Origin of the sequence: Rhodococcus sp. 1163 (assembly GCF_002091985.1) — a bacterium.
Classification (GTDB): domain Bacteria; phylum Actinomycetota; class Actinomycetes; order Mycobacteriales; family Mycobacteriaceae; genus Rhodococcoides.
The window spans coordinates 429,642-453,358 of the sequence record NZ_MKKX01000018.1 but is presented as its reverse complement, the minus strand read 5'-3'; the positions used below and the strand labels follow the sequence as shown (position 1 = coordinate 453,358).

Here is a 23,717-nt window from a genome sequence, read left to right as displayed (position 1 = left end):
GTAGTCTGTTGGCGAGAGTCGATACACGGGAGTCCCGAGGTACGTGGGGCTGAGAGTGGACACGCCAGTCCTTACCGTCAATACCTGAACCGGATCATGCCGGCGCAGGGAGTGAGGTGGTGAGAAGTGCCCAAGAGTCTTTCCGTGGTCGGTGGGGGAGTGATCGGCCTGGCGGTGGCCGCACGATCTGCGCGCGACGGCTGGTCCGTGCGGCTCCACGATCCGTCGGTCGGTACCGGTGCATCATGGGTGGCCGGGGGAATGCTCGCCCCGCTGTCCGAGGGATGGCCGGGTGAACACGAACTGCTCGAACTCGGCGCTCATTCCCTCGCCAGATGGCCCGAATTCGCACGAGCGCTCCCCGGCCCGTCGGTGTTCTCCGCTACCGGATCACTGACGGTCGCCCTCGATGCAGCCGACGCGACGGACCTGCGAACCATTGCCGACTGGGTTGGAAACCAAGGTCACCAGCTCGAGATCCTCGGTCGGGCACAGATCCGGGAGCTCGAGCCTTCCCTCGCACCGAACATCCGCCTCGGGCTGCTGGCACCCACCGAATTGGCCGTCGACAACCGCAGGCTGCTCGAGGCACTGCAGACCGCAGCGGTGAGCGGCGGCGTCGAATTCTCCGCCGACACCGTCACCGATCTCGACGCACTGACCACCGACCGCATCGTGCTGGCAGCAGGCGCTCAGACCTCCGCGCTCCTTGCCGACGTACCGGTCCGGGCAGTCAAAGGCGAAATACTGCGTCTACGACGCAGACCCAGTGCCACACCTGCCCCGACCCGAACGATCCGCGGCAGCGTCCACGGCCGCGCGATCTACCTGGTGCCGCGCGGAGACGGATTGGTTCTCGGGGCCACACAATACGAATCGGGTCAGGACACCCAGGTCACCGTCGCAGGCGTCCGCGACCTCATCGCCGACGCAGAGCGGTTGATGCCGGGCCTCGGCGAATACGAACTTCACGAATGCGCGGCAGGCCTGCGACCGATGAGCCCCGATGGGTTGCCACTCATCGGCAAGATCTCCGACCGCGTCATCGTCGCCTCGGGCCACGGCCGCAATGGAATCCTGTTGACGCCCATCACCGCAGACGCGGTCGCTGCACTACTGGAAGACGACGCACTCATCGAAGCGAAGGCCGCAGACCCGGCCCGATTCACCACAGATAGGAAACAATGACTGCTCTGGCAATAGGTGTCACCGTCAACGGCGAGGACCACCTCCTGACCGAAGAGATGACGATGCGTCAACTGCTCGAACATCTTTCGATGCCACCGAAGGGAATCGCCGTCGCCGTCGACGGCATGGTGCTCCCGAAGAGCCGTTGGGATTCGACGATGGTGGGCAAAGGTTGGACCATCGACGTACTGACGGCGGTGCAGGGTGGTTGATTCGATGAAGATCGCGGACCGAACCTTCGGCTCGCGCCTGATCATGGGCACCGGGGGAGCAGCGAATCTCGCGGTTCTCGAAGAAGCCCTCTTGGCCTCCGGTACCGAATTGACCACCGTGGCAATGCGTCGCGTCGACGCCGCGGGTGGCACCGGTGTTCTCGACCTGTTGCGTCGGCTGAACATCGCACCCCTGCCCAACACCGCTGGATGTCGCGGCGCCGCCGAGGCAGTACTGACCGCGCAACTCGGACGTGAGGCGCTCGAGACCGACTGGGTGAAACTCGAAGTCATCGCCGACGAGCGAACCCTGCTGCCCGACGCCATCGAATTGGTCAAGGCCGCAGAACAACTGGTCGACGACGGATTCAACGTGCTGCCTTACACCACGGACGACCCCGTCCTGGCAAAGCGGCTCGAGGACATCGGCTGCGTCGCCGTCATGCCGCTCGGTGCGCCCATCGGAACCGGCCTCGGCATCTCGAACCCGCACAACATCGAAATGATCGTCGACGCGGCGACCGTGCCCGTCATCCTCGATGCCGGCATCGGAACGGCAAGCGATGCGGCGTTGGCGATGGAACTCGGCTGCGACGCCGTCCTTCTGGCAACGGCGGTCACCAGGGCACAGGACCCTGCGCTCATGGCGTCGGCGATGAAGCATGCCGTCGTAGCCGGTTATCAGGCCCGCCGGGCAGGCCGGATACCGAAACGTTTCTGGGCCCAGGCGAGTTCACCGATGTAGCGGCGCATCATCCCTAAGGATGACCCTCGGTCGCGACTCCTGGGTGATGCGCAGGGGTGGTTCGGTAGTGGACAGTGAGTCCCATGATCGAAGTCAAAGGACTGACCAAACAGTTCGGAAACACCAAGGCGGTCGAAGACCTGACCTTCACGGTGAAGCCCGGCATCGTCACGGGGTTCCTCGGACCCAACGGTGCGGGCAAGTCGACCACCATGCGCATGATCCTCGGATTGGACCGCCCCACCAGTGGGGAGGCGCTGATCGAGGGCAAGCGCTACAACCAACTCAAGCAGCCGCTTCGGACGGTCGGTGCGCTGCTGGATGCCAAATGGGTACATCCCAATCGCTCTGCGCGGGCGCATCTCGAGTGGATGGCAGCCTCCAACGACATCGCGAGGTCTCGAGTGGACGAGGTGCTTCGGCTCGTCGGCCTCACCGACGTCGCGAAGAAGAACGCGGGTGGGTTCTCGCTCGGTATGTCACAGCGACTCGGTCTTGCCGGTGCGCTTCTGGGTGACCCGAAAGTCCTCCTTTTCGACGAGCCGGTCAACGGGCTCGACCCCGAAGGCATCGTCTGGATCCGCAAATTCATGCAGCGCCTCGCCGCCGAAGGCAGAACGGTCCTCGTCTCGAGCCACCTACTGTCCGAAATGGCACAGACAGCAGAAAATCTCGTGGTGATCGGTCGCGGAAAGCTGATCTTCGACTCTTCGGTCCAGGATTTCATCGACCACGCGTCCGAGGCCTCGGTCCGAGTTCGAAGCCCGCAGCTCGACGCGCTTCGCAGTGCCTTGACCTCCGCCGGATTGACGGTGCGCGAACCGGACTCGGCAGAGGAGCTTCAGCCCTCGCTCGTCGTCGTCGACTCGTCCACGGATGCGATCGGTGACATCGCCGGCCGTGCCGGCATCGTGCTACACGAGTTGTCCTCGCAGCGTGGGTCGTTGGAGGAAGCATTCATGAAGCTCACCGGACACGACGTGCAATTCCACGGCGAAGGTGCCGAAGATCCGAACATTCAGCAAGCGATGGGTGGTTCACTCTGATGGGTGTCCTGGCAGCGGAACGAATCAAAATCACCTCGACCAAGTCGCCATGGTGGTGCACGATAGCCATCATCGTGCTCGGACTCGGCTTGGCGGCGATCGTCGGCATCACGTCAAAATTGGGTGTCAATTCTTACAACAATCAAGTCGCACAGGGTGATCAGCCCGACTTCGAACCGTTCTTTCCGTCCGCGTTCGAGGCAGTAGGCAGCGGTGTCGGTGGATTCGGCGCAATGGTGCTGATGATTCTGGCGGCCTTGACGGTCACCAGCGAATACCGCTTCGGCGTCATCAGGACCACCTTTCAGGCCATCCCGAACCGAGCCGCAGTACTGACGTCCAAAGCGCTGCTGATCGGAGTCTTCGGCTTCTTACTCAGTTTGGTTCTCGGCCTCGGAGCGTTCTACCTGGCAAAGGCAACCGCAGGTCCCGACGCCGGAATACTGCTGAGCTTCGACACCGACGGCACCTGGCGCGTCATCTACGGCACGGCCATTCTGGCGTTCCTTCAGGTCATCATCGCGGTCGGTGTCGGTGCGCTGCTTCGGCAGTCGGCGGGTGCTATCGCACTACTGCTGCTGTGGCCGTTGGTCATCGAGAATCTGTTCGGTTTGTTCGGCTCTTTCGGTCGTGCGGTTCAACCGTTCTTGCCGTGGGCGAACACCAGCAACTTCCTCGGTCAGGACGGCGGCATCGACTTCCACTGGGGACCCATCGGTAGCCTGATCTACTTCATCGTGTTCACCGCTGTCATCTTCGGGGCCGCAGTGTTGGTGACGAATCGCCGAGACGCCTGACCTATGTGCAGTTAAGGTGCATGCATGCGACGGATGACCCTTCTTGCAGGTTTCGCAGCAGGCATGCTCGTGGTGGCCGGTTGTTCCTCGTCTTCGGATGAGGAACAACCGGCCATTTCTGCTCCTACCCCGGTTGCGACAGCAGACGGCCGGGGGCTTGCCGATGCCGTCACCGAAGAGAACGTCATCGCTCACTTGGAACAACTCGAGCGAATTGCCACCGACAACAACGGTAATCGCGCAGCGGGTACTGCTGGATACGACGCAAGTGTCGACTACGTCGTCGATCAGCTCGAGTCCGCCGGATTTGCGGTGGAGACACCCGAATTCGAGTTCGATCAATTCACCGCCGACACCCAACTGCTCTCTGCAGGTGAGCAGCAACTCTCGGTCAGCGCTCTGACTTATTCACCGTCGTCTCCACCGGACGGCATCACCGCACGGGTGGTGCGCGCCCCGGCCGATGGGTCACCTGGTTGCGAGGCAACGGATTACAACGGCCTCGAGGTGTCCGGTGCCATCGTCGTCGTCGACCGAGGCGTGTGCCCGTTCGGCGCGAAACAGACCGTCGTAGCAGAACTGGGTGCGCTCGCGATCATCGTGGTCAACAACGAGCCGGGACCTCTCGACGGCGGCACGCTCGGTAGCGCGGACATCGCGAAGATTCCTGCCGGTGGCGTGAGCCAGGAAGACGGACCGATCGTGGCGTCGGCGCCGGAATTGACGCTCACTCTCGACACCGAAACCACAACCACCAAGAGTCGCAACGTCATTGCGCAGACCAAGACGGGCAGCACCGACAACGTCGTCGTCGCAGGCGCTCACCTCGACAGCGTTCCCGAGGGGCCGGGCATCAACGACAACGGCAGCGGCACGGCTGCGGTTCTCGAGACAGCCCTGAAAATGGGAAGCGAGCCCGACATCACCAACGCCGTGCGTTTCACGTTCTGGGGGGCCGAGGAGCCGGGGCTCGTGGGGTCGACCAAATATGTCGAGGGACTGAGCGAGGAGGAAGAAGCGGCAATTGCGCTGTATCTGAATTTCGACATGATCGCCTCGCACAACGCCGGATACCTCGCCTACGACGGTGACGATTCGGACAAGGTCGGCGCTCCGGCGGGACCGCCGGGATCGGAAGCGATCGAGCGGGTATTTCTCGAGCGTCTGCAGCAAGAGGGCATCGCAGCTGACGGGACCGACTTCGACGGCCGCTCCGATTACGGTCCGTTCATCGACGTCGGAATTCCGTCCGGGGGAGTGTTCAGCGGCGCGGACGAGGAGAAATCTCCCGAGCAGGCGGCCAAATGGGGTGGGACGGCCGAGGAAACGTTCGACCAGAATTACCACACCGCCGAAGACACCCTCGCCAATATCGACCGAACAGCTTTGGGCTTGAACGCATCGGCTGTTGCGTTCGGTATCGGAACTTTCGCGCAGGAGATCGACGGCCCGAACGGCGTTCCCTCGGGTGCGGCACGTACCGAGGCACGGTCGGGCGACTGAAGTATGTGTAACCGTCGTTTACAGTCGATCTTGTGAGTCCGTACATCGCGTCGACCGTCGAGTGGGTCCTTAGCGTCAACCGACGCCCCGCTGTGGTCGAGGTAGTGCGCAGAGTGCGGCGAATACTTCCCGGCGATCCGTCCTTCGGTGATCCGCTGTCGATGGCGGGGCCCGGATCTGCGCTGGCAGTGGCACGCGCCGCGGACAAATTTCTCGACGACGAACCCGGAGCCACCCGCGAGGTCGGCTTGGGTGCGCTCCAACTGTGGCAGGCCGTGCTCGAACGAACCGGCCGCGGTCGCGGCGAGCGCGAGATGACCATCGTCTTCACCGACCTCGTCGGGTTCTCCTCGTGGTCACTCGTGGCGGGCGACACCGGGACCCTGACGCTCCTGCGCAGGGTCTCCAAGGCAATCGAACCCGCCATCGAGTTCGCCGGTGGGCACGTCGTCAAACGGTTGGGCGACGGCCTCATGGCAGTATTCCCTCGGCCCGAGCGGGCACTGGAAGCTGCGATAGCCGCACGAGCGGCCCTCGCCGAGGTGAACCTGGACGGGTATACCCCGACGATGCGCGTCGGTATTCATACCGGTAGCCCGCGACAGATCGGATCCGACTGGCTCGGTGTCGATGTCACAGTGGCCGCGCGCGTGATGGAAACCGGCGGCGACGGCAACTTGATGATCTCGCAACCTTCGGTCGACGCGATGCCGCCGGAGACGCTGGAGCGACTGGGACTGGCAACTCGCCCGTATCGTCGCGGCTTCTTCGCACCCAAGCTCAGCGGTGTCCCCGAGGATCTACGCATTCTCCGTGTGGTGCAGTCGCCACAGCGGTGACACCGGGCCGTGGCCCGCGCCGAGGTCGTAGGACGCCTCGAGGCACCGAGTGACCCATTCCTTGCCGAACGCGACGGCATCGGGCACGGAGTAACCGTGCGCCATCGCGCAGGTGATCGCCGCGCCGAGCGTGTCACCACCACCGTGATCGTTGCCGGTGTCGATGCGAGGGCCGGAGAACTCGAGGAATGTGTCGCCGTCGAACAGGATGTCCGTGCTCTTGTCCGACGTACGGAGATGACCACCCTTGACGAGAGCCCACTGGGCGCCGAGTTGGTGCAGCGCCTCGGCTGCGCGGCGTGCGGAGTCGTCGTCGACCACGACGATGCCGGTGATCAACCTGATTTCGTCGAGATTGGGCGTGACGATCGTGGCAATGGGAAAGAGTGTCGTGCGGATTGCGTCGAGGGCCTCCTCGTGCAGCAATGGATCGCCGTGCATCGATGCGCAGACCGGATCGACCAGCAATGGCACCGGCTGATCGCGTCCGATTCCCACCTCTGTACACACGGCGGTGACGGCCTCGATGATGGCTGTGGAGGCGAGCATTCCAGTCTTTGCTGCGCTGACCCCGATGTCGCCGACCACGACGCGAACTTGATCCGCGACGACACTCGGTGGGATCTCGTGAAAGCCGGAAACGCCGACGGTGTTCTGAACGGTGACCGCGGCCACGGCCACGCAGGCGTGGACGCCGCACAGTGCCATCGTCCGACTGTCGGCTTGGATGCCCGCCCCGCCGCCCGAATCGGTGCCGGCGATCGTCAGCGCTCGGACGGGGGTGGATCCGTCGGGCGTCAGCGGTAGGAGCTTCACGAGAGGTGACAGTACCGGCAACGGTTCGCACGGTCTTCGTAGATGTGCCCAGAGTCATGAATGTTGTTGATTCACAGTGAAATAGTGGCTGCCTATATGACGGCTACCAGCCGGGGTGTTGCGACGACGTTGCATGCCCATGTAACCGAAGGTTTGTTCGCGCAAATGGGTGACAAGGCTCAGACGGGCATGTTTAATAGTGGTGCAGGTCACATCTTAGTAACAACTCGAACTTCTCATTCACGTCTCACACAGCAAAGGAGGTGACCTATGCTCGCCAGCTCACCCAGTGCAGAGGTGTCCATCAACACGGACCAGAATCGATTCGAATTGCGGCTGAATGGCGACTTGGTGGGGATTATCGGCTACTACGAAGTCGAAGGTTCGTTCAAGCGTGGTTCTCGCGCTCGCGTCGTCTCGTTCATGCACACCGTGGTCACTGAAGACTTCGGACATCAAGGCCTTGCAGCGATTCTCGTTCGCAGGGCACTCGACAGCGCTCGGTCGTACGGCTGGAAGGTCAAGCCGGTCTGTACCTATGTACAAAGATTCGTCGCCGCCAATCCCGACTACTCCGACGTCGTCGTTCCGCTCTAGAGGTAACGGTTTCACCTTGCCTGCGTCGAATTACTCGGTTCCGTCCCCAATCGGCCCAACTACTGTTCTCATGGTGACATGAATCACAGTCGCATCGACCTAACTTCTGCGGCCGCCGTCACCGCGGCGGTGCGAATCGAGGACAACACCGCGCACAATCGGTTCGACCTGTTCGTCGGCGAAGAACTCGTCGGAATCCTCGGGTATCGAGATGCGGACGACGGTGCCGTCGCATTCATGCACACCGTGGTCAAAGAGGACTTCAGCGATCGCGGGTGGGCAGCTGTCCTGGTCCGCGGAGCGCTCAACACCGCACGCGACCGCCAGTGGCGGATAGTCCCGATCTGCACTTATGTGCAGCGATACCTCGCACGAAATCCCGAGTTTCTCGATCTGGTCGCCTAACTCCTGGGTCAGGAGATGTCGAGGATGACGGGTGCGTGATCGCTGGCGCCCTTACCCTTACGCTCTTCGCGATCTATGGATGCGCCGGAGACGCGAGATGCGAGCGCGGGGGAGGCCAGCGCCATGTCGATTCGCATTCCTTGTTTCTTCGGGAACCTCAGCTGCGTGTAATCCCAGTAGGTGAAGGTTCGCGGCTCGGACGTGAACTGCCGGGTGACCTCGGCGAATCCGGCTTGGGCGAACGCCTCGAATGCATCGCGCTCAGGCTGCGACGTGTGAGTCTTGCCCTCGAACAACTCCGGATCCCACACGTCTGCGTCGGTGGGGGCGATGTTCCAGTCTCCGACCAACGCGATCTGCGCCTCTGGGTCCGCGGACACCCATGCCTGGGCATCGGCCTGTAGCTTGGCGAGCCATTCGAGCTTGTAGGTGTAATGCGGATCGGCAAGATCGCGGCCGTTGGGAACGTAGAGGCTCCACACTCGGACGCCGTCGCACGTCGCCCCGATCGCGCGGGCTTCGCGCACCGCTTCGATCTCCGGATCCTTGCTGAAACCGGGCTGATCCTCGAAACCGATCTGCACATCTTCCAAGCCGACGCGGGAGAGCAACGCGACGCCGTTCCACTGGCTAAGGCCGTCGTGAGCGACCTCGTACCCGATCTCACGGAACCGTTCGTACGGAAACTGCTCGTCCTTGCATTTGGTTTCCTGCATAGCCAGGACATCGATATCGGATCGTTGAAGCCAATCGACGATTCGGTCCTGCCGAGAGCGGACAGAGTTCACATTCCAGGTAGCCAGTCGCACGGCACACACCCTAACCGAGCGCCGACCGTCGGCCCAGCAGTGTGCCAGAAGGTCATCGAGGCGGCTCGGCGTACCGATACCGGTGATGCTCTACGAATCCGAGTTCCCGGTACATGGCGAGGGCCCCGAGATTGTCGGTCGACACCTGCAGGTAGGCGTGAGTTGCTCGCTGCCGCACTCCCCATGCGAGGAGTTCACCGCAGATACGCGTCCCGAGCCCGTGTCGTCGATGAGCCTCGGAGACCTCGATCGCTGACAGGCCGACCCAGCGTCGCAGATCAGGGGCCGTGGTGACGGCTGCGCGTCCGATGGCCAGCATCTCTGTCGCGGAATTGCCGATCCGAGCAAATCCGACAACCCCGTCGCGTATGGCCGACACGACGTCCATCGCATCCTCGGGTGCGGCGCGTCCGCGGTAGTGGTAAAACCTCCGCCAGTCCTCGTCGGGGGCGGCGGTGATGACTGCTATCGAGTCGGGCGGCATCACGAGGGAGGTGATGTCCGCGGCCATCACCATGACCTCGTAACCCGTTGTCCAGCCCGCGGGAACTGCGCCGAGACGATCGGGCAACAGCAGCTTCGGCCACTGTCCGCGGTCGCGGAACCATGCGGCGATCTCGCCGAGCGAGGACTCGTCGGCGTGCGGCTCGACCGGAAGAGCAGAGTTTGCTCGGCCGGTGAACCCGCGGCCGTACCGCAACAGCCATCCGTCGATCCACGCCAGCTCCAGGCCCGGCCACCCATCGGCAGCAGCACGTTCGAGTGCTCTGATCTCCGAAGTCCTGATCGGTCGTGGACCGAGGGCCTTCATCGCCACGACACGATCGCGGGCCACCCGCACGACGCGACCGTCCCCGGCCCGAACAGCTACGGCGGTGTCGTTTGCCTCGACCAGTTCACCGATGACGTCGGTCATCGGATGGCTGTACCCCGGGGGCAGCCGATACCGCAGCATGACGCGGGTGCCGGGCATGACGGCCACGAGCTCAGTCGTCCTCGTGGCCGAACGGATCTTCGACGGTTCCCGGTATCCAACTCAGGCCGGGCTTGCCCCAGCCTGCGCGCTTGATGGCCTTCTTGGCTGCGCGGGCATTGCGGCCCACCAGCACGTCGACGTAGAGAAACCCATCCAGATGGCCGACCTCGTGCTGCAGCATGCGCGCGAAGAAGCCGGTGCCTTCGATGTCGACTGGTTCGCCGTGCGCGTCGGTGCCGGTGACCCGAGCCCAGTCGGCACGCCCGGTGGGGTACTGCTCGCCGGGTACCGACAGGCAGCCTTCGTCGTCGTCCTCGGGATCGGGCATGGTTTCGGGAATTGCCGAAGTCTCGAGCACCGGGTTGATCACCTCGCCCTTTCGGCGGACGAGCTTGCCGTCGGGCCCCTCGTCAGGGCAGTCGTACACGAAGAGTCGCAGCGGGACGCCGACTTGATTGGCTGCGAGGCCGACACCGTTGGCGATGTCGAGCGTTTCGTACATATCCGCGATAAGGTCTGCGAGCTCGGCGGGCGTCTGCGTGACTGCGTCAGTCGGGGTGTGTAGAACCGGATCTCCGACGATCCGGATGGGAAGAATTGCCATGGTCGAGAAGAATAGTGTCCGCGTGCAGAGCCGCCTACACACGGTGAGCCAGAGCTGCCGCACGCGCGACTCGCCGCAGACACCGTACACGGCGTGTGACACGCCCATCATGGTTGAATCAGTACCGAACTACACGTGTGCAATTCGCTCGGCCTCCTTCTGCCAGGCCCGATGGGTGACGCGAAGTCGGGCGAGCCCGTTGAACGTTGGCAGGCGATGCTGCACCGAACGTGGATCCGCAGCCGATGCGGGTAAAAGAGAAGTCGAGGAGTGAGATGGACGGCGCAGCAGCGCGTGACTCGAACCAGGCTCCGCAATCCGAAAGCTCCGAAGATCCGAACGAGGTCGGAGCAGACGGACTGACTCGTCGCGAGCACGACATTTTGTCCTTCGAGCGCCAGTGGTGGAAGTACGCCGGCGCCAAAGAAGAGGCGATCAAGGAACTGTTCTCCATGTCCGCTACCCGGTACTACCAAGTCCTCAACGCACTTGTGGATCGTCCTGAATCTCTCGCAGCAGACCCCATGCTGGTCAAGAGGCTGCGGCGCCTGCGTGCGAGCAGGCAGAAGGCCCGCGCGGCACGCAGACTGGGCTTCGAAGTCTAGTTGCCGAGCCGCGATCAACTAGTGTCTTCGAATGTGAGCAGTCCCAATCCGGAATCGTCCGGTCCTCCGCTCCGCGCTCTGGCAATGGTGTTGATTTCGCTGGCGATTCTCTTCGCAGCAATCGGGGCACTGTCGTTGACCGGTTCGGACGAGACCGAGGAATCAGCGGCACAGGCGACGACCAGCGCCGCGCAGCAGGCTCCCACCAGCTCCGCCGCAGCGCGACCCCCTGCCGCAGCGCAGCCTCCCGCATCGGCCACTCGTACATCCGCGCCGACTCCCACCGGCGAACCGACCGACGTCGAAGTTCGCGTTCTCAACAACAGCAACGTATCCGGTCTCGCAGCCGGAACAGCCGCCACGCTCACCGCCGAAGGCTGGAATGTCGCCGAGACCGGCAATTTCAACGAATCGCAGATCGCACAAACCACGATCTACTACGACACGTCGCCGGGCGCGCAGGCCGCTGCCCAGCAAATATCGACTCAACTCGGCGTCGCCGCATTCCCTCGACCGACGACATTGTCGAGTTTCGGTGAAGGTGTCATCGTCGTCGTGACCGAGTAACTGTCAACCCTGTGGGCCGGTAGTACTACCGGCCATAGTTATGATCGACACAACCGCCCAGCCTGCCCTTCGAAGGAGCAATTTCATGGCACCGATTCGTATCGCTCGGCCAGTGAGTCGAACCTGGCGCCTAGCGACCCCAGTCGTAGCCCTCGCGGCCTTCGGCCTGGTTGCATGCGCTGCTCCCGAGACTGCCTCCGACGTTCCCGGAACGACGCCCCCCGTGTGGACCGGCAAAGAGGATCCGAACGCCAAGGCCGTCGCAGCAGATGCGCCCGTCGGATCGGGTGATATCGAAGCATCGCTGAAGGACGCGTCCGGCGCAGACGTCGGCACCGTCTCGATCGTCGAAGAGGGAAGTTACCTCCGCGTCACCGTCGAGGCCGAAGGACTGACACCAGGATTTCACGGCCTGCACATCCACACCGTCGGCAAATGCGAGGCGAACTCCGTAGCACCGACCGGCGGCGAGCCCGGTGACTTCCTGTCCGCAGGCGGACATCTCCAGGTCGACGGCCGCACCGGACATCCATCCAGCGGCGACTTGACCTCACTGCAGGTCCGCGAAGACGGCACGGGCGAAGTAGTCACCACGACGGACGCCGTCACACTCGAAGATCTCCAGGTCGACGGCGGCCGCGCGATCGTCATCCACGCCGGCGCAGACAACTTCGCCAACATCCCACCGCGCTACACCTTGCCCGACGGCGCAGCGGTGCCCGACGCAAACACACTGATGACCGGTGACGCCGGCGGCCGTGTGGCCTGCGCGGTCATCGACTAGGTGAGTTCCCCGAAGACACCCGATCACTCCGCAGGCTCCGCTCCTGAACCTCCCGGTCACTCCGCAGGCTCCGCTCCTGCAATCCACTTCGAGAGTTCCCCACGCCCCACGCTGGGCGTCGAATGGGAAATCGCGCTCGTGGACAAGGAGTCTCTCGACCTGGTGAACTCGGCCGAGGAGGTCATGGACGGTGTCACGGAGCTCTCGGGTGATCGGACACCACGCGTCACCAAAGAGCTCCTGCGCAATACCGTCGAACTCGTCACCGGAGTGTGCGAGAACGTCGGTGAAGCCATGGACGATCTCGGCGAATCCCTCGATCTCGTTCGCCGAGCAGCGGACCCGCTCGGCATAGATCTGTTCTCCGCGGGCACGCACCCGTTCGCAGAATGGTCGACGCAGGTGCTCACTCGCTCACCCAGCTACGACGAATTGATCGCCCGGACCCAGTGGTGGGGCCGTCAGATGTTGATCTGGGGAGTGCACGTACACGTCGGAGTGTCCTCGCCCGACAAAGTGTTTCCAATCCTGAACTCGCTGCTCCTGCAATATCCACATTTGTTGGCGCTATCGGCCTCGTCACCGATCTGGGCCGGTTCGGATACCGGCTACGCAAGCAACAGGGCACTGATGTTCCAACAGCTCCCGACGGCAGGGCTGCCATTCCAGTTCGAGGACTGGGGGCAGTTCGAAGGCTTCGTCCGTGATCAGATGAAAACCGGCGTCATCGAACAGCTCGGTGGAATGCACTGGGACATCCGCCCCGCCCCCAGATGGGGAACCATCGAAGTACGGGTGTGCGACGGGACGGCCACCAAACGTGAACTCGCGGCGTTGGTAGCGCTGACGCACTGTCTGATCGTCAACCTGGACGAACGTCTCGAAGCCGGCGAAACGCTCCCGACGATGCCGCCGTGGCACGTGCAGGAGAACAAGTGGCGGGCAGCGAGGTACGGCCTCGACGCCGAAATCATTCTCGATGCCGACAGTAACGAGCGTCTTGTCACCGACGATCTGCACGATCTGCTCGAGAAGCTGACCCCGACCGCCGTGCGTCTCGGATGCGCCGACGAATTGGCCGCTGTCGCCGACATTCCACGCCTGGGAGCTTCGTATCAACGGCAACGCCGAATCGCCGCAGAATCCGGTGGAGATCTCAGGGCCGTCGTGGCGTCGTTGGTCGCCGATCTTCGAGCGTGACAGCTCGCTGTAAATAGTTGTTCATTCACCGTTTACTATTAGCGGCGTGCGTTCGGGTGAAGAGGGGGACGGCTCCACCCACGGGGCGGTACCGAATTCCTTACGATGCTATGGCGTCGGTGCGGCGGCGGTAGCTGCGTTTCTCGGATTGCTGCAGCTCGCCGCAAACCACAACGGATTCTCCGGCCCGTTCGCGAGTATCTGGAACGATGTCGCCGGTACGCCCAAGTCGATGTCACTACCATGGGCCGGTCTGATCCTCGGACTCGTCGGTGTGAACAACCGGGTCCGATTGTGGTCGTTGTCGCTCGCAGTCGCTATCGATGTCGTCTTCGCGGTCGGCAGGACCGAATCCGGACTTCCCTTCTCCGTCGGCAACGGCGCGGTGATAGTTCTGATCGGCCTCGCGGTGTACACGGTGTGGACCCGGGACAGCCATGGGATCAAATCCGTGTGCCTCGGCGGCTTGCTCATCCTCGCTTCGAAGGCCGGAGACGCCTGGCTACAGATCACCACGCTGGTCCGGCCGAACGTACTCGACGAGTACGTCCAGCTGGCAGATCACGCGCTCGGAAACCCGTCGTGGGTCGTCGGCACTGCACTTGCCGCCCTAGGCTCGCCCGCGTATGCGGTCCTACATTGGATCTACATCCAACTACCGGTCGCCGCGATTGCCATCGCTATCTATCAACTACGTGGTGTTGCGACGGGACGCCCATGGCCGGCGCACAATCTGGTGCGCACGTTTCTGCTGATAGGCCTCGTCGGGCCGATCCTTTACATCGTGTTTCCGGTGGTGGGACCGATGTTCGCTTACGGTTCGGCCGGGCAGGGCTTCGAGATCGGGGACTTCTGGCCCACGATAGTTCCGATGGACACCTCGCCGTCCGAGATCCCGTTCGACTCGTCGACACCGCGCAACTGCATGCCGAGCCTCCACACTGCCTGGGCATTGAGCTTGTTCATTCATTCACGCAGAGGCCCGTGGTGGCTTCGACTCGGCGGCACGACGTGGTTGGTGGGCACCCTGGCCGCGACGCTCGGATTCGGCTACCACTACGGAGTCGACCTCGTCGCAGGTGTCGTTCTGTGTCTGACTCTCGAAACGATCCTGCGTGACCCCGAACGAGGCTGGGACGGGGGCCGTATCCGGCTGGTCTCGTACGGGACGGCGACCTTGCTGGTGCTCTTGTCGAGCTACCGCTACCTGGCCGTCCCGTTCGCGACGTATCCCGAGGTGTTCGGTCCCCTGGTCCTGCTGCTGATGGGCTCGGTCGTCGTGATGTTCTACGCGACGTTCTTCGCAGCGCCCGGTACTGCGATGGCCAACTGGGGTGGACGCAGCACTAGCGAGGATCCGATTCGTCGGGCTCCATCTCGTTGACGACCAGCAGACCGTCGCGGCCTCGCTGCTCGCGGTAGGCGACACGACCGACGATATGTGCGATGACCGGAGCGGTCGCCAAGGTGAACACCCCGACCAGCACGAGCATCCAGATATCGACGTTGCCGCGCAGTTGGATGACGGCACCGGTCAGTACGAGAATCAGTCCCACGACCTGCGGCTTGGTCGCAGCATGCATGCGCGAAAGAGTATCCGGAAACCGGACGATCCCGATCGCCGCGGTGAACGCCAGCATTGCCCCGATCAAAATCAGAACAGCCGAAATTACTTCGAAGACTGCGTTCATTCGTCCCTCACTCGGAATCTCGCGACGCTGACCGACCCGATGAAGCTCACCAGTGACAGCGCGACGATGGCAGGCACGATCGTGGTGTCGAGGCTGTGGACCGACCACAGGGCCAGCCCACACATCGACACCGCCAGAATCGAGTCCATCGCTACGAGGCGATCGAGGGTGCTTGGGCCGTCGAGAAGTCGATAGGTGGTGATGACGGCTGCTGAGACCAGCAGCACGCCCGCGATCACCAGAACCACGGTCATGACCAGTCGCCCTTTCTCTCGTCATCGATCCGCTTGTCATCTCGAACCTCCGCCGGCGTTGCGATGTCGTCGCCGAGAACACCGTGATACCGCTGGTAGTCCTGGAAATGCAAGGGGCTCGGCTGCCAATCGGAGTCGCGCTCGAATGCCGCGATCAACAACTTTTCGAGTAGTCGAACGGACCGGTAGAAGGCATCGACAGCTTTCTGGCTACCCATGTCGAGGACGTGGACGTAGACGAGCCTGCGTGTCTGATCGATCTCGAGAACCATCGTTCCGGGAATGAGATTGAGGGCATCCACACACAGTGTCAGCACCAGATCCGACTTGATCGCGATGCGGACTCGCAGGACCCCGGTGATGGGAGGGGCCTTCGGCCGGACTGCCAGCCACGCGACACTGAAGCTCGATGCGATTGCGTAGTAGAAGAATACGCAGATGAGCTTGAACACCGACAGGACGTGAACGCGGCCCTCGACGGGAACCTTGGGGAGCGGTAAGAGCAGCATGATGCCGAGACCGACGACGATTCCGCTGAGCACGTTCGCTGGAGAGAGGCTGCCCCACAACAGGACCCACACCGAGGTCAGCCAGGCGAGCGTCCAGAGTCGCAGGAGCAGAAAGCGATTCATGTACTTCATTTGCCCTCCGCAGCTTCGGCAGCACGATCGCCCGCGAATTCCGCTCCGAGTACCGCGTCGATGTACACCGAGCGGTCTCGTAGATCGGCTGCCGCGCGATCGCTGATGTCGATGATCCGACCCGCGAACACTGTCAGTGCCAAACCGACGATGACCAGACCTATCGTCGGGATGAGCATGAACGCCGGCATGCGTCCGACATCCTCGCGGTCACCGAAAGCGATATCCGTCGAGTCATCCAGCAGCGCCGAAGGGCTGTGGTCGGCCAGGTCCCCTTCGGGTGCGTCGGCCCGTGCTCGCCAGAATGCCTTCGTCCAGACACGAGCGATGACGTAGAGCGTCAGCAAACTGGTGACCGTGCCACCCGCGACAAGGATCCAGGCGAGAACACTGCCGTCTGCGCTACCTGCCTGCAGCAATGCGACCTTGCCGATGAAGCCCGAGAACGGGGGAATGCCACCAAGATTCAATGCCGGAACCAGGAAGACGATGGCCAGAACGGGGCTCGCCGCGGCCAATCCGCCGAGCCTTCGTAGCGACGAGGACCCGGCCTGACGCTCGATGAGTCCGACTACGAGGAACAGCGTCGTCTGCACGATGATGTGGTGCGCGACATAGTAGATCGAGCCCGACAGCCCTGATTGTGTGGACAGCGCGACACCGAAGATCATGTATCCGATGTGACTGACGAGCGTGAACGAGAGCAGACGTTTGATGTCGCTTTGGGCAATCGAGCCCAAAATACCGACCAGCATCGTGAGCAGACCACACACCATGAGCACATTGTCGAGACTGCCGTCGGGAAACAGCAGAGTATGCGCCCGGATGATCGCGTACACGCCGACTTTGGTGAGCAAGCCGGCGAAGACCGCGGTGACCGGGGCCGGAGCCGTCGGGTACGAATCGGGGAGCCATGTCGACAGCGGGAATACCGCGGCCTTGATCCCGAAGGCAACGAGGAGGACGGCGAAGATCGCAGTCCTGGTTCCGGAGGGGATGTCTTCCAGACGCGTCGCCATGTGAGCAAGATTGAGCGTGCCGGTGGCGGCATAGACGAGCCCGATTCCCACCAGGAAGATCAACGAAGACACCATCGAGACCATGACGTACGAGACGCCAGCGCGGACGCGGTCCGCGCTGGCACCGAGGGTCAACAGCACGAACGAGGCGGCGAGCAGAACCTCGAATCCGACATACAGATTGAACAAGTCGCCCGCGAGAAAAGCGTTGCAGATTCCCGCCGTCAACGCCAGATATGTGGGCAGGAAAATCGATACCGGCTGGTTCTCGCTGCCGTCACGAATACCCTGTCCGATCGAGTACACCATCACGGCGAGCAACACGATCGAGCTGACCAACAGCATCATCGCGGCCAACCGATCGACCACCAGCGAGATTCCGATGGGCGAATCCCAGCCACCGACCTGCAGAGCAGTGGCTCCGTCTCGATCGGCAAGATACAGAAGTGCACCGGAGACCAGGACGACAGCGGTCAACGCGACGACGGTAATGAAACGCTGTGCGCGTGGACGACGGCCGAGGACGAGAGTCAAGGCCGCGGCAATCATCGGGATGAGGACGGGGAGAGGGGTGAGAATGTCGGTTGTGCCCGCGGGGATGGTCATGTCGCATCCCCCTTCTTCTTCGTTCTTTTCTCTACTGGGGTCGTATCTTTGACGGCACTGTCGATCCCGTCCAGACCTTGTACCTCGGGTTCGTCGTCGTCATCGTCGAAATCGCCTTCGTGCAGGTCCTCGTAACATTCGAGATCTTCGATATTCTTCAATTCGTCGATGGGTATCGGGTTTCCCTGCGAGTCGAAGGCGTCGCCGCTGAAACTCGGCTCGCCGGTGACGGGGTCGTCGGAGCGGTCGCGGTCCGGTGCGTCGGCGACCGATCGACGCTTGGAGACCTTGGTGTCCTCCGGGTCGTTCTCGACGTCGTCCTTGGTGTTGAGCGTGAAGGAGCGGTACGCCAATGCCAACACGAACGCGGCAATGCCCATCGTGATGACGATCGCCGTCAGAATCATCGCCTGCGCCAACGGATCTGCCATCTCTTCGTAAATGGTCGTCTCGCGCCCCACGATCGGTGGGCTACCCGGGGGGCCGCCGACGGTGAGGATCAGGATGTTGACCCCGTTGCCGACCAGAAGCAGCCCGAGAAGCATCTTGGTGATCGAGCGCTCGAGGAGTAGATACACCCCGCATGAGACGAGTACTCCGACGATGATCAGCATGCCGAGATTTGCGGTCATCGCGCGTTCACCTGCTTCTTCGTTTCCACCTGGGCGTCGAGACGAGCGCCGAGACTGCGCAGTATGTCGAGTACGAGACCGACGACGATGAGATAGACGCCGAGATCGAAGAACAAGGCAGTGACGATTTTGATGTCACCGAGGATCGGCAGTGTCAATTCCAGTGTCGCAGAGGACAATGCCGGTGCGCCGAGGAACAAAGAAGTCACGGCAGTGCCCGCAGCGAAGATGAGGCCGAGGCCGAGGATCTTGCCTGCGTCGATCGGCACCGCCTCGCCCAGTTCGTATCGCCCACCGGCAAGGTATCGGAGTACGAGCGCCAGACCGGCCGTCAGACCGCCGGCGAAACCTCCGCCGGGTGCGTTGTGGCCGGCGAAGAAGAAGTACACCGACATCACCATGATCGTCGGGAAGACCAGGCGAGTGGTGACTTCGAGAATCAGTGAGCGATGCCGCGGGTCGATCAGATCGCCGCCGAGCAACCAGGTCGTATCCGAGCCGACTCCGCTTTCGGAACTGCTGGCCGGGGCGTCGGACACGCGTGGGGCGGTGCCGAACCGTCGGTTCCGGAACACCAGACTCGCGACGCCGGTGGCTGCCACCAGCAACACCGAAATCTCCCCGAGGGTGTCCCAGGCGCGAATATCGACCAGCAGAACATTGACGATGTTCTTACCGTCGCCGAGTAGGTAGGCGGCGTCGGGGAGTTGCAGATACAGCGGCTCGGTGTTGCGGGCGTTCATCGCGAATGCGCCCAGGATCGTCACCGTGGCGCCGACGGCGATTGCCAGCAGTGCACGTGGGATGCGCCAACCGGCAGATCCGCGGTCGTCGACTTCGGCAGGCAGCTTGCGTAGTACCAGAACGAAGACGACGAGGGTCAGTGTCTCGACGAGGAACTGTGTCAGTGCCAGGTCTGGAGCGCCGTGGATGGCGAAGATGATGCCGCAGCCGTATCCGGCGACGCCGACGAGGAGCACGCTGGCGAGACGGTTACGCATGACCGTCGCGCCGAGTGCCCCGGCGATCATGATCAGGGCCACGACCATCTGCAGCGGGTTGTCGAAGAACTTGAAGGTCAAGCCCGGCACGTCCCCGACGGCCAGCACGATCATCGGCAGCAGCACGAGGGTGAGAAGGATGGTTGCCTGTGTGACCGGCAGCGACCCGCGCTGGGTGGAACCGGTCAATCGGATGGACAGCGTGTCCATCCCCTTGAGTACGGCGTCGTAAACGCGGTCGGCGTTGCCGAGCGGTGGGTGCTCGAACTTGAGCCGGTTCAAAATTCGGTGTGCGATGAACAGAGCCACACCGCCGCTCACGACGATCACCGTCAGTCCGAGCGGCAGATTGAATCCGTGCCACAGAGAGAGGTGGTACGACGCTTGCCCGTAGGACGGCGTCGTACGGGCGTAGGGGCTCACGATGGCGTCGACGACCGGGGAGAAGATGCCTGCGAGGAGTCCGAGGACTGCAAGGAATGCGGGAGCCGCCAGGAAGAGAGCGGCGGGTTGGTGCATCTTCTTCACCGCCGGGCTGGGGCGCTTGAGTTGCTTGCGGCCGAACGCGCCCCACACGAAGCGGATGCTGTAGGTCACTGTCAGCATCGACCCGATCACCATGGCGGTGATGACGAGAACGCTGACCGTCGGATTCAGGACAGGGGTGCCGATCACTGCCGACAGGGCTGCTTCTTTGCCGACGAAGCCCAGGAAAGGCGGCAGTCCGGCCATGCTGGCTGCGGCGAGCGCGGCGATGCCTGCCAGTATCGGCACCTTCTTACCGAGGTGCGCGAGCTTGCGGATATCGCGTGTTCCGGTGGTGTGGTCGATGACTCCGACGACCATGAACAGCGTCGCTTTGAACATGGCGTGAGCCAGGACCATGGCCAGGCCTGCGAGCATCGCTTGTTCGGTGCCGATCCCGACGAGGACCATCAGGAATCCGAGTTGGCTGACCGTACCGAACGCGAGGATGAGCTTGAGGTCGAAGGCGCGTAGCGCACGCCAGCCCGCCAGGATCATCGACACCAGACCGAGTGAGATGACCGTCGCTCGCCAGGGTCCTGAGTCTGCGAAACCCGGGGCCATGCGCGCAACGAGATAGATGCCGGCCTTGACCATGGCCGCAGCGTGCAGATAGCCACTGACCGGAGTCGGTGCTGCCATTGCCCCTGGCAGCCAGAAGTGCATCGGAACGATGGCCGATTTGCTGAGCACACCGATGAGAATCAGTACGACGGCCACACCCGCAAGCCACCCGCCGGGCGCGTCGGCGATGACGGTGGAGAGGCTGTAGCTTCCGGCGACCTGACCCAGGATGATGATGCCGACGAGCATCGCAAGGCCGCCTGCGGTGGTGACGAGCAAAGCCTGCGTCGCTGCACGTCGAGACGAGGCACGCTCGGCGTAGTGGCCGACGAGCAAGAACGACAGGACTGTCGTGATTTCCCAAAAGACGTACAGCACCAACATGTTGTCGCTGGTGATGAGCCCGAACATCGCGCCGGAGAAAGCGACCATCTCCGCAGCGAAGATGCCGAGGCGAGGTTCGTCGTCCTCGAAGTAGCGCGCACAGTAGAGCAGAATCAGCGCCCCGATGCCGAGGACCAGTAGCGACATGATCGCGGCAAGAGAGTCGAACCGCATGTCGAAGTTCATCGACAGCCCGGGAACCCATTGGATGCTCAGCGTCTGCTCGGTATTCCAGTTGGCGAAAACCCAGATGAGGCTCGCCAACGGAACCAGTGCGAGCGGGAAGAAAGCGTTGCGGCCCCAATAACGGACCGCAAGGGGCGCAAACATGGCAGCGACCGTGTGCGCCAACAAGATAGCGAGCAAAAATTACTCCGTCGTCTCGGGTCGTGTCACCGAAGAAGGAGACACGGTGGTCGTGGGGCGGCGTCGAGTAGTCGAGCAATTATCGAGAACACTCGTGAGCCGTGTTCGCGGCCGACGAGATGGATTGGGTTCGATCTTACTTTGCACGGGCGTGGTGCCGTTACCCGGTGCAGAAGGGGTCTTGACGGTTCGAGAAACCCTAGTACTGTAATCAACAGATTAATTGATAAAGGAGATGGTTGATCATCAAGAACGGTGACGATGCCGAGGACCGGTTGGACAAAGCTTTCATGGCCCTTGCCGATCCGGTTCGACGCGCAATCGTCGCTCGGCTCAGTGGCGGCCCGCGGACCGTCAACGATCTTGCCGAGCCGTTCGACATCAGCAAGCAGGCCGTCTCGAAGCACATCGCGGTACTGGAGTCAGCCGGGCTGGTCACTCGATCCCGAGATGCCCAGCGCAGACCGGTCCATCTCGATGCTGCGCACCTGGAGGAAATGACCGCGTGGATCGACCGGTACCGAACCATCCATGAACAACAATTCCGGCGGCTCGATTCGCTGCTGGCAAACATGAAGGAGGAACCCGATGAGTAATCCTGTCACCATCTCCGTCCCCGAGGGCGTCCCGTTCATCGACATCAGCCGCGAGTTCGACGCGCCCGTCGCATCCGTCTTCCGTGCACACAAGGAACCGGAACTGCTCGAGCAGTGGCTCGGACCGCGCGGCTACGACATGAAGATAGAGAAGTACGAATTCGAGTCGGGCGGCAGCTACCGATATGCGCACACCGACCCAGAAGGTGAGGAGTACACCTTCAGAGGTGTTTTTCATGTGGTGCGGGAGAACGAATTCGCGATCCAGACCTTCGAATTCGAGGGCTACCCCGATGTCGTGAGTATCGAATCGATCACCTTCGTCGATCTCGGGAACGGTCGATCGCGCATCGAAGCCCACAGTGTGTATCCGTCGCAGGAAGGGCGCGATGGAATGGTAGAAAGCGGCATGGCGCAAGGCGTCGAGGAGGGTTACGAACGTCTCGACGAGATTCTGGCCAGTCTGTGACGGCTCGTTTGTGATGGCATGAGTGGGATGGGTAGAACGTGAGTGGAAATGTGATCAGAACTGCTGCGCTGGCGTTCGTGCGGGATCGTCGGATGATCCAGGCCAGGTCGGCAGGAAAGTCGGTGTTCTACATGGCCGGCGGAAAGATCGATCCGGGTGAGAGCGCCGAGGACGCGCTGCATCGTGAGGTCCGTGAGGAACTCGATGCAGCCGTCCTCGACGGTTCGTTGGAGTTGCTCGGAGTCTTCGAGTGTGCGGCCTGGGGGCACCCACAGGGCACCGGATTGCGGATGAATTGCTTTCTGGCCGAGTTGGCGTCGGAGCCGGTCGCGACCAGCGAGATTGCGGAAATCCGGTACTTCACCCGCGACGAGTATGCGGCGATGCCCGATGTCGCACCCGGGTCGATGCTGGTCTTCGACCGAATGCGTGAACTCGATCTGATCGATTGAGGGCAATCGGCCCTTCGGGTACGTTGGAGTGAGAACGCACGTTCTCCCGATCGGTATAGGAGCCACACCCATGACGAACCTGTCCCAGAAGGCCACCACACTCCTCGAACTTCACAAGCCAGGCAATCCCGTCGTACTCCCGACCGTGTGGGATGCGTGGTCTGCGAACCTCGCCGTCTCGGCCGGGTTCACCGCGCTCACCGTCGGCAGCCATCCCGTGTCCGACTCACTCGGCAAGCCGGACAACGAAGGAATCACCTTCGAAGAACTTCTCACCCGCGTCTCACAGATCACCGCTGCCGTGGACGCGCCGCTCTCCGTCGACATCGAAGCAGGCTATGGGCAGGACCCCAGGCGGCTCATCGATGGTCTCATCTCGGCAGGCGCCGTAGGCCTCAACATCGAAGACACCGTCCACAGTGAAGGTGGCCGACTGCGTGAAGCACAGGAGCATGCCGATTTCGTCGGCGCGCTGCGCGCTGCATCGGACGCAACCGACGTACATGTGGTGATCAATGCCCGCACCGACCTGTTCGTCAAGCAGGTCGGTGACGAAAGCGACCGTGTCGACCGGGCCATTGCACGCCTCAAGCTCGCTGCCGCCGCAGGGGCCGACTCGCTCTACCCCGTCGGATTCCACAACGACGCCGACTACAAGCGTCTCGCATCCGAACTGCCGCTCCCGATCAACGCGATCGCACACCCGGTGGACGGCGACCTGGCGCACTTCGCTGAACTAGGCGTCGGCCGCATCAGCTTCGGGCCACTGTTCCAAGCCTCGCTCGGCAAGCATGCAGAAGGCATCCTCGCGCGCTGGAAGTGAG

Annotated in this window: 28 protein-coding genes and 1 riboswitch; of the genes, 18 read left to right on the top strand and 10 right to left on the bottom strand. The window is 62.6% G+C overall.

All coding sequences use genetic code 11. The features are described 5' to 3' along the window. Positions 1 to 15 precede the first annotated feature (15 nt). Positions 16 to 128, top strand: a riboswitch (TPP riboswitch). The 7 genes from thiO to BJD99_RS08380 all read left to right on the top strand — a co-directional run bounded on the left by thiO (position 127) and on the right by BJD99_RS08380 (position 6,330). Next, complete coding sequence (gene thiO / locus BJD99_RS08410; protein WP_084346306.1) at positions 127 to 1,188, top strand: glycine oxidase ThiO; 1,062 nt, start codon at positions 127 to 129, stop codon at positions 1,186 to 1,188. Its footprint overlaps the riboswitch before it by 2 nt. Continuing rightward, a complete protein-coding gene (gene thiS, locus BJD99_RS08405; RefSeq protein ID WP_084346305.1) occupies positions 1,185 to 1,400 on the top strand; it encodes a sulfur carrier protein ThiS in 216 nt (71 codons plus the stop codon). Before thiO ends, thiS begins: the two co-directional genes overlap by 4 nt. A gap of 4 nt (positions 1,401 to 1,404) precedes the next feature. Then, a complete protein-coding gene (locus BJD99_RS08400; RefSeq protein WP_084346417.1) occupies positions 1,405 to 2,145 on the top strand; it encodes a thiazole synthase in 741 nt (246 codons plus the stop codon). 83 nt (positions 2,146 to 2,228) lie between these two features. Beyond that, positions 2,229 to 3,191 (top strand): ABC transporter ATP-binding protein, encoded by a 963-nt coding sequence (locus BJD99_RS08395; RefSeq protein WP_084346304.1) that lies wholly within the window; start codon positions 2,229 to 2,231, stop codon positions 3,189 to 3,191. After that, complete coding sequence (locus tag BJD99_RS08390) at positions 3,191 to 3,988, top strand: ABC transporter permease (RefSeq protein WP_084346303.1); 798 nt, start codon at positions 3,191 to 3,193, stop codon at positions 3,986 to 3,988. The genes BJD99_RS08395 and BJD99_RS08390 overlap by 1 nt, the downstream gene beginning before the upstream one ends. A gap of 24 nt (positions 3,989 to 4,012) precedes the next feature. Then, positions 4,013 to 5,491 carry a M28 family peptidase gene (locus BJD99_RS08385; RefSeq protein WP_084346302.1) on the top strand — a complete coding sequence of 493 codons (1,479 nt, stop codon included), beginning with the start codon at positions 4,013 to 4,015 and terminating at the stop codon, positions 5,489 to 5,491. Positions 5,492 to 5,523: 32 nt separating this feature from the next. Continuing rightward, positions 5,524 to 6,330, top strand: a complete 807-nt coding sequence (locus BJD99_RS08380; protein ID WP_084346301.1) for an adenylate/guanylate cyclase domain-containing protein — start codon at positions 5,524 to 5,526, stop codon at positions 6,328 to 6,330. Here BJD99_RS08380 and thiD read toward each other — a convergent pair. Further along, positions 6,292 to 7,146, bottom strand: coding sequence for a bifunctional hydroxymethylpyrimidine kinase/phosphomethylpyrimidine kinase (gene thiD, locus BJD99_RS08375; protein WP_084346416.1), 855 nt, complete (start codon positions 7,144 to 7,146; stop codon positions 6,292 to 6,294). The two genes, BJD99_RS08380 and thiD, sit on opposite strands and share 39 nt — an antisense overlap. 270 nt (positions 7,147 to 7,416) lie before the next feature. On the opposite strand from thiD, the gene BJD99_RS08370 reads away from it, so the two are divergent. After that, on the top strand, positions 7,417 to 7,743 hold the full coding sequence (locus tag BJD99_RS08370; RefSeq protein WP_084346300.1) for a GNAT family N-acetyltransferase: 327 nt from the start codon (positions 7,417 to 7,419) through the stop codon (positions 7,741 to 7,743). Between the two features lie 78 nt (positions 7,744 to 7,821). After that, positions 7,822 to 8,148, top strand: a complete 327-nt coding sequence (locus BJD99_RS08365; RefSeq protein ID WP_179142241.1) for a GNAT family N-acetyltransferase — start codon at positions 7,822 to 7,824, stop codon at positions 8,146 to 8,148. 8 nt (positions 8,149 to 8,156) lie between these two features. On the opposite strand, the gene BJD99_RS08360 is transcribed toward BJD99_RS08365, so the two are convergent. From BJD99_RS08360 to BJD99_RS08350, 3 genes are read right to left on the bottom strand one after another with little or no spacing between them, the layout of a single operon-like run. Further along, positions 8,157 to 8,957 (bottom strand): exodeoxyribonuclease III, encoded by an 801-nt coding sequence (locus BJD99_RS08360; protein ID WP_084346299.1) that lies wholly within the window; start codon positions 8,955 to 8,957, stop codon positions 8,157 to 8,159. 52 nt (positions 8,958 to 9,009) lie between these two features. Next, entirely contained in the window at positions 9,010 to 9,930 is a 921-nt protein-coding gene (locus BJD99_RS08355; protein WP_084346414.1) for a GNAT family N-acetyltransferase, read from the bottom strand. A gap of 13 nt (positions 9,931 to 9,943) precedes the next feature. Beyond that, positions 9,944 to 10,537, bottom strand: a complete 594-nt coding sequence (locus BJD99_RS08350; RefSeq protein ID WP_084346298.1) for a peptide deformylase — start codon at positions 10,535 to 10,537, stop codon at positions 9,944 to 9,946. 275 nt (positions 10,538 to 10,812) lie between these two features. On the opposite strand from BJD99_RS08350, the gene BJD99_RS08345 reads away from it, so the two are divergent. The 5 genes from BJD99_RS08345 to BJD99_RS08325 all read left to right on the top strand — a co-directional run bounded on the left by BJD99_RS08345 (position 10,813) and on the right by BJD99_RS08325 (position 15,077). Next, the gene (locus tag BJD99_RS08345; RefSeq protein ID WP_084346297.1) at positions 10,813 to 11,142 is read left to right on the top strand and encodes a DUF3263 domain-containing protein; all 330 of its coding nucleotides are present in this window, start codon (positions 10,813 to 10,815) and stop codon (positions 11,140 to 11,142) included. Positions 11,143 to 11,175: 33 nt separating this feature from the next. Then, positions 11,176 to 11,709, top strand: a complete 534-nt coding sequence (locus tag BJD99_RS08340; RefSeq protein WP_179142240.1) for a LytR C-terminal domain-containing protein — start codon at positions 11,176 to 11,178, stop codon at positions 11,707 to 11,709. Positions 11,710 to 11,794: 85 nt separating this feature from the next. Further along, positions 11,795 to 12,493 carry a superoxide dismutase family protein gene (locus tag BJD99_RS08335; RefSeq protein ID WP_084346296.1) on the top strand — a complete coding sequence of 233 codons (699 nt, stop codon included), beginning with the start codon at positions 11,795 to 11,797 and terminating at the stop codon, positions 12,491 to 12,493. Between the two features lie 81 nt (positions 12,494 to 12,574). After that, positions 12,575 to 13,693 carry a glutamate--cysteine ligase gene (locus BJD99_RS08330; protein WP_084346412.1) on the top strand — a complete coding sequence of 373 codons (1,119 nt, stop codon included), beginning with the start codon at positions 12,575 to 12,577 and terminating at the stop codon, positions 13,691 to 13,693. Between the two features lie 37 nt (positions 13,694 to 13,730). Further along, positions 13,731 to 15,077 (top strand): DUF5933 domain-containing protein, encoded by a 1,347-nt coding sequence (locus tag BJD99_RS08325; RefSeq protein WP_373270525.1) that lies wholly within the window; start codon positions 13,731 to 13,733, stop codon positions 15,075 to 15,077. On the opposite strand, the gene mnhG is transcribed toward BJD99_RS08325, so the two are convergent. Genes mnhG through BJD99_RS08295 form a run of 6 tightly spaced genes read right to left on the bottom strand, consistent with a single transcriptional unit; the run spans position 15,040 to position 21,376 of the window. Further along, complete coding sequence (mnhG, locus tag BJD99_RS08320) at positions 15,040 to 15,384, bottom strand: monovalent cation/H(+) antiporter subunit G (protein ID WP_084346294.1); 345 nt, start codon at positions 15,382 to 15,384, stop codon at positions 15,040 to 15,042. The two genes, BJD99_RS08325 and mnhG, sit on opposite strands and share 38 nt — an antisense overlap. Next, a complete protein-coding gene (locus tag BJD99_RS08315; protein WP_084346293.1) occupies positions 15,381 to 15,638 on the bottom strand; it encodes a monovalent cation/H+ antiporter complex subunit F in 258 nt (85 codons plus the stop codon). The genes mnhG and BJD99_RS08315 overlap by 4 nt, the downstream gene beginning before the upstream one ends. Beyond that, positions 15,635 to 16,270 (bottom strand): Na+/H+ antiporter subunit E, encoded by a 636-nt coding sequence (locus BJD99_RS08310; RefSeq protein ID WP_179142259.1) that lies wholly within the window; start codon positions 16,268 to 16,270, stop codon positions 15,635 to 15,637. Before BJD99_RS08310 ends, BJD99_RS08315 begins: the two co-directional genes overlap by 4 nt. A 5-nt stretch (positions 16,271 to 16,275) precedes the next feature. After that, a complete protein-coding gene (locus tag BJD99_RS08305; protein ID WP_084346291.1) occupies positions 16,276 to 17,904 on the bottom strand; it encodes a Na+/H+ antiporter subunit D in 1,629 nt (542 codons plus the stop codon). Next, positions 17,901 to 18,536, bottom strand: coding sequence for a Na(+)/H(+) antiporter subunit C (locus BJD99_RS08300; RefSeq protein ID WP_084346290.1), 636 nt, complete (start codon positions 18,534 to 18,536; stop codon positions 17,901 to 17,903). Before BJD99_RS08300 ends, BJD99_RS08305 begins: the two co-directional genes overlap by 4 nt. After that, on the bottom strand, positions 18,533 to 21,376 hold the full coding sequence (locus BJD99_RS08295; protein ID WP_179142239.1) for a Na+/H+ antiporter subunit A: 2,844 nt from the start codon (positions 21,374 to 21,376) through the stop codon (positions 18,533 to 18,535). Before BJD99_RS08295 ends, BJD99_RS08300 begins: the two co-directional genes overlap by 4 nt. Positions 21,377 to 21,666: 290 nt before the next feature. Here BJD99_RS08295 and BJD99_RS08290 point away from each other — a divergent pair, with 290 nt between their 5' ends. From BJD99_RS08290 to BJD99_RS08275, 4 genes are all read left to right on the top strand, one after another. Continuing rightward, positions 21,667 to 21,972 carry a helix-turn-helix transcriptional regulator gene (locus BJD99_RS08290; RefSeq protein WP_084346409.1) on the top strand — a complete coding sequence of 102 codons (306 nt, stop codon included), beginning with the start codon at positions 21,667 to 21,669 and terminating at the stop codon, positions 21,970 to 21,972. Further along, positions 21,965 to 22,441 carry an SRPBCC family protein gene (locus tag BJD99_RS08285; RefSeq protein ID WP_084346289.1) on the top strand — a complete coding sequence of 159 codons (477 nt, stop codon included), beginning with the start codon at positions 21,965 to 21,967 and terminating at the stop codon, positions 22,439 to 22,441. The genes BJD99_RS08290 and BJD99_RS08285 overlap by 8 nt, the downstream gene beginning before the upstream one ends. Before the next feature lie 38 nt (positions 22,442 to 22,479). Next, complete coding sequence (locus tag BJD99_RS08280) at positions 22,480 to 22,893, top strand: NUDIX domain-containing protein (protein WP_256895551.1); 414 nt, start codon at positions 22,480 to 22,482, stop codon at positions 22,891 to 22,893. A 70-nt stretch (positions 22,894 to 22,963) separates the two neighbouring features. Then, positions 22,964 to 23,716 carry an isocitrate lyase/phosphoenolpyruvate mutase family protein gene (locus BJD99_RS08275; protein ID WP_084346408.1) on the top strand — a complete coding sequence of 251 codons (753 nt, stop codon included), beginning with the start codon at positions 22,964 to 22,966 and terminating at the stop codon, positions 23,714 to 23,716. Position 23,717 lies beyond the last annotated feature (1 nt).

Coding starts and splice junctions, on each gene's coding strand:
- thiS (WP_084346305.1), top strand. CDS start 1,185: ATGACTGCTCTGGCAATAGGTGTCACCGTCAACGGCGAGGACCACCTC.
- BJD99_RS08400 (WP_084346417.1), top strand. CDS start 1,405: ATGAAGATCGCGGACCGAACCTTCGGCTCGCGCCTGATCATGGGCACC.
- BJD99_RS08395 (WP_084346304.1), top strand. CDS start 2,229: ATGATCGAAGTCAAAGGACTGACCAAACAGTTCGGAAACACCAAGGCG.
- BJD99_RS08390 (WP_084346303.1), top strand. CDS start 3,191: ATGGGTGTCCTGGCAGCGGAACGAATCAAAATCACCTCGACCAAGTCG.
- BJD99_RS08385 (WP_084346302.1), top strand. CDS start 4,013: ATGCGACGGATGACCCTTCTTGCAGGTTTCGCAGCAGGCATGCTCGTG.
- BJD99_RS08370 (WP_084346300.1), top strand. CDS start 7,417: ATGCTCGCCAGCTCACCCAGTGCAGAGGTGTCCATCAACACGGACCAG.
- BJD99_RS08365 (WP_179142241.1), top strand. CDS start 7,822: ATGAATCACAGTCGCATCGACCTAACTTCTGCGGCCGCCGTCACCGCG.
- BJD99_RS08355 (WP_084346414.1), bottom strand. CDS start 9,930: ATGCCCGGCACCCGCGTCATGCTGCGGTATCGGCTGCCCCCGGGGTAC.
- BJD99_RS08350 (WP_084346298.1), bottom strand. CDS start 10,537: ATGGCAATTCTTCCCATCCGGATCGTCGGAGATCCGGTTCTACACACC.
- BJD99_RS08345 (WP_084346297.1), top strand. CDS start 10,813: ATGGACGGCGCAGCAGCGCGTGACTCGAACCAGGCTCCGCAATCCGAA.
- BJD99_RS08335 (WP_084346296.1), top strand. CDS start 11,795: ATGGCACCGATTCGTATCGCTCGGCCAGTGAGTCGAACCTGGCGCCTA.
- mnhG (WP_084346294.1), bottom strand. CDS start 15,384: ATGAACGCAGTCTTCGAAGTAATTTCGGCTGTTCTGATTTTGATCGGG.
- BJD99_RS08315 (WP_084346293.1), bottom strand. CDS start 15,638: ATGACCGTGGTTCTGGTGATCGCGGGCGTGCTGCTGGTCTCAGCAGCC.
- BJD99_RS08310 (WP_179142259.1), bottom strand. CDS start 16,270: ATGAATCGCTTTCTGCTCCTGCGACTCTGGACGCTCGCCTGGCTGACC.
- BJD99_RS08305 (WP_084346291.1), bottom strand. CDS start 17,904: ATGACCATCCCCGCGGGCACAACCGACATTCTCACCCCTCTCCCCGTC.
- BJD99_RS08300 (WP_084346290.1), bottom strand. CDS start 18,536: ATGACCGCAAATCTCGGCATGCTGATCATCGTCGGAGTACTCGTCTCA.
- BJD99_RS08290 (WP_084346409.1), top strand. CDS start 21,667: ATGGCCCTTGCCGATCCGGTTCGACGCGCAATCGTCGCTCGGCTCAGT.
- BJD99_RS08285 (WP_084346289.1), top strand. CDS start 21,965: ATGAGTAATCCTGTCACCATCTCCGTCCCCGAGGGCGTCCCGTTCATC.
- BJD99_RS08275 (WP_084346408.1), top strand. CDS start 22,964: ATGACGAACCTGTCCCAGAAGGCCACCACACTCCTCGAACTTCACAAG.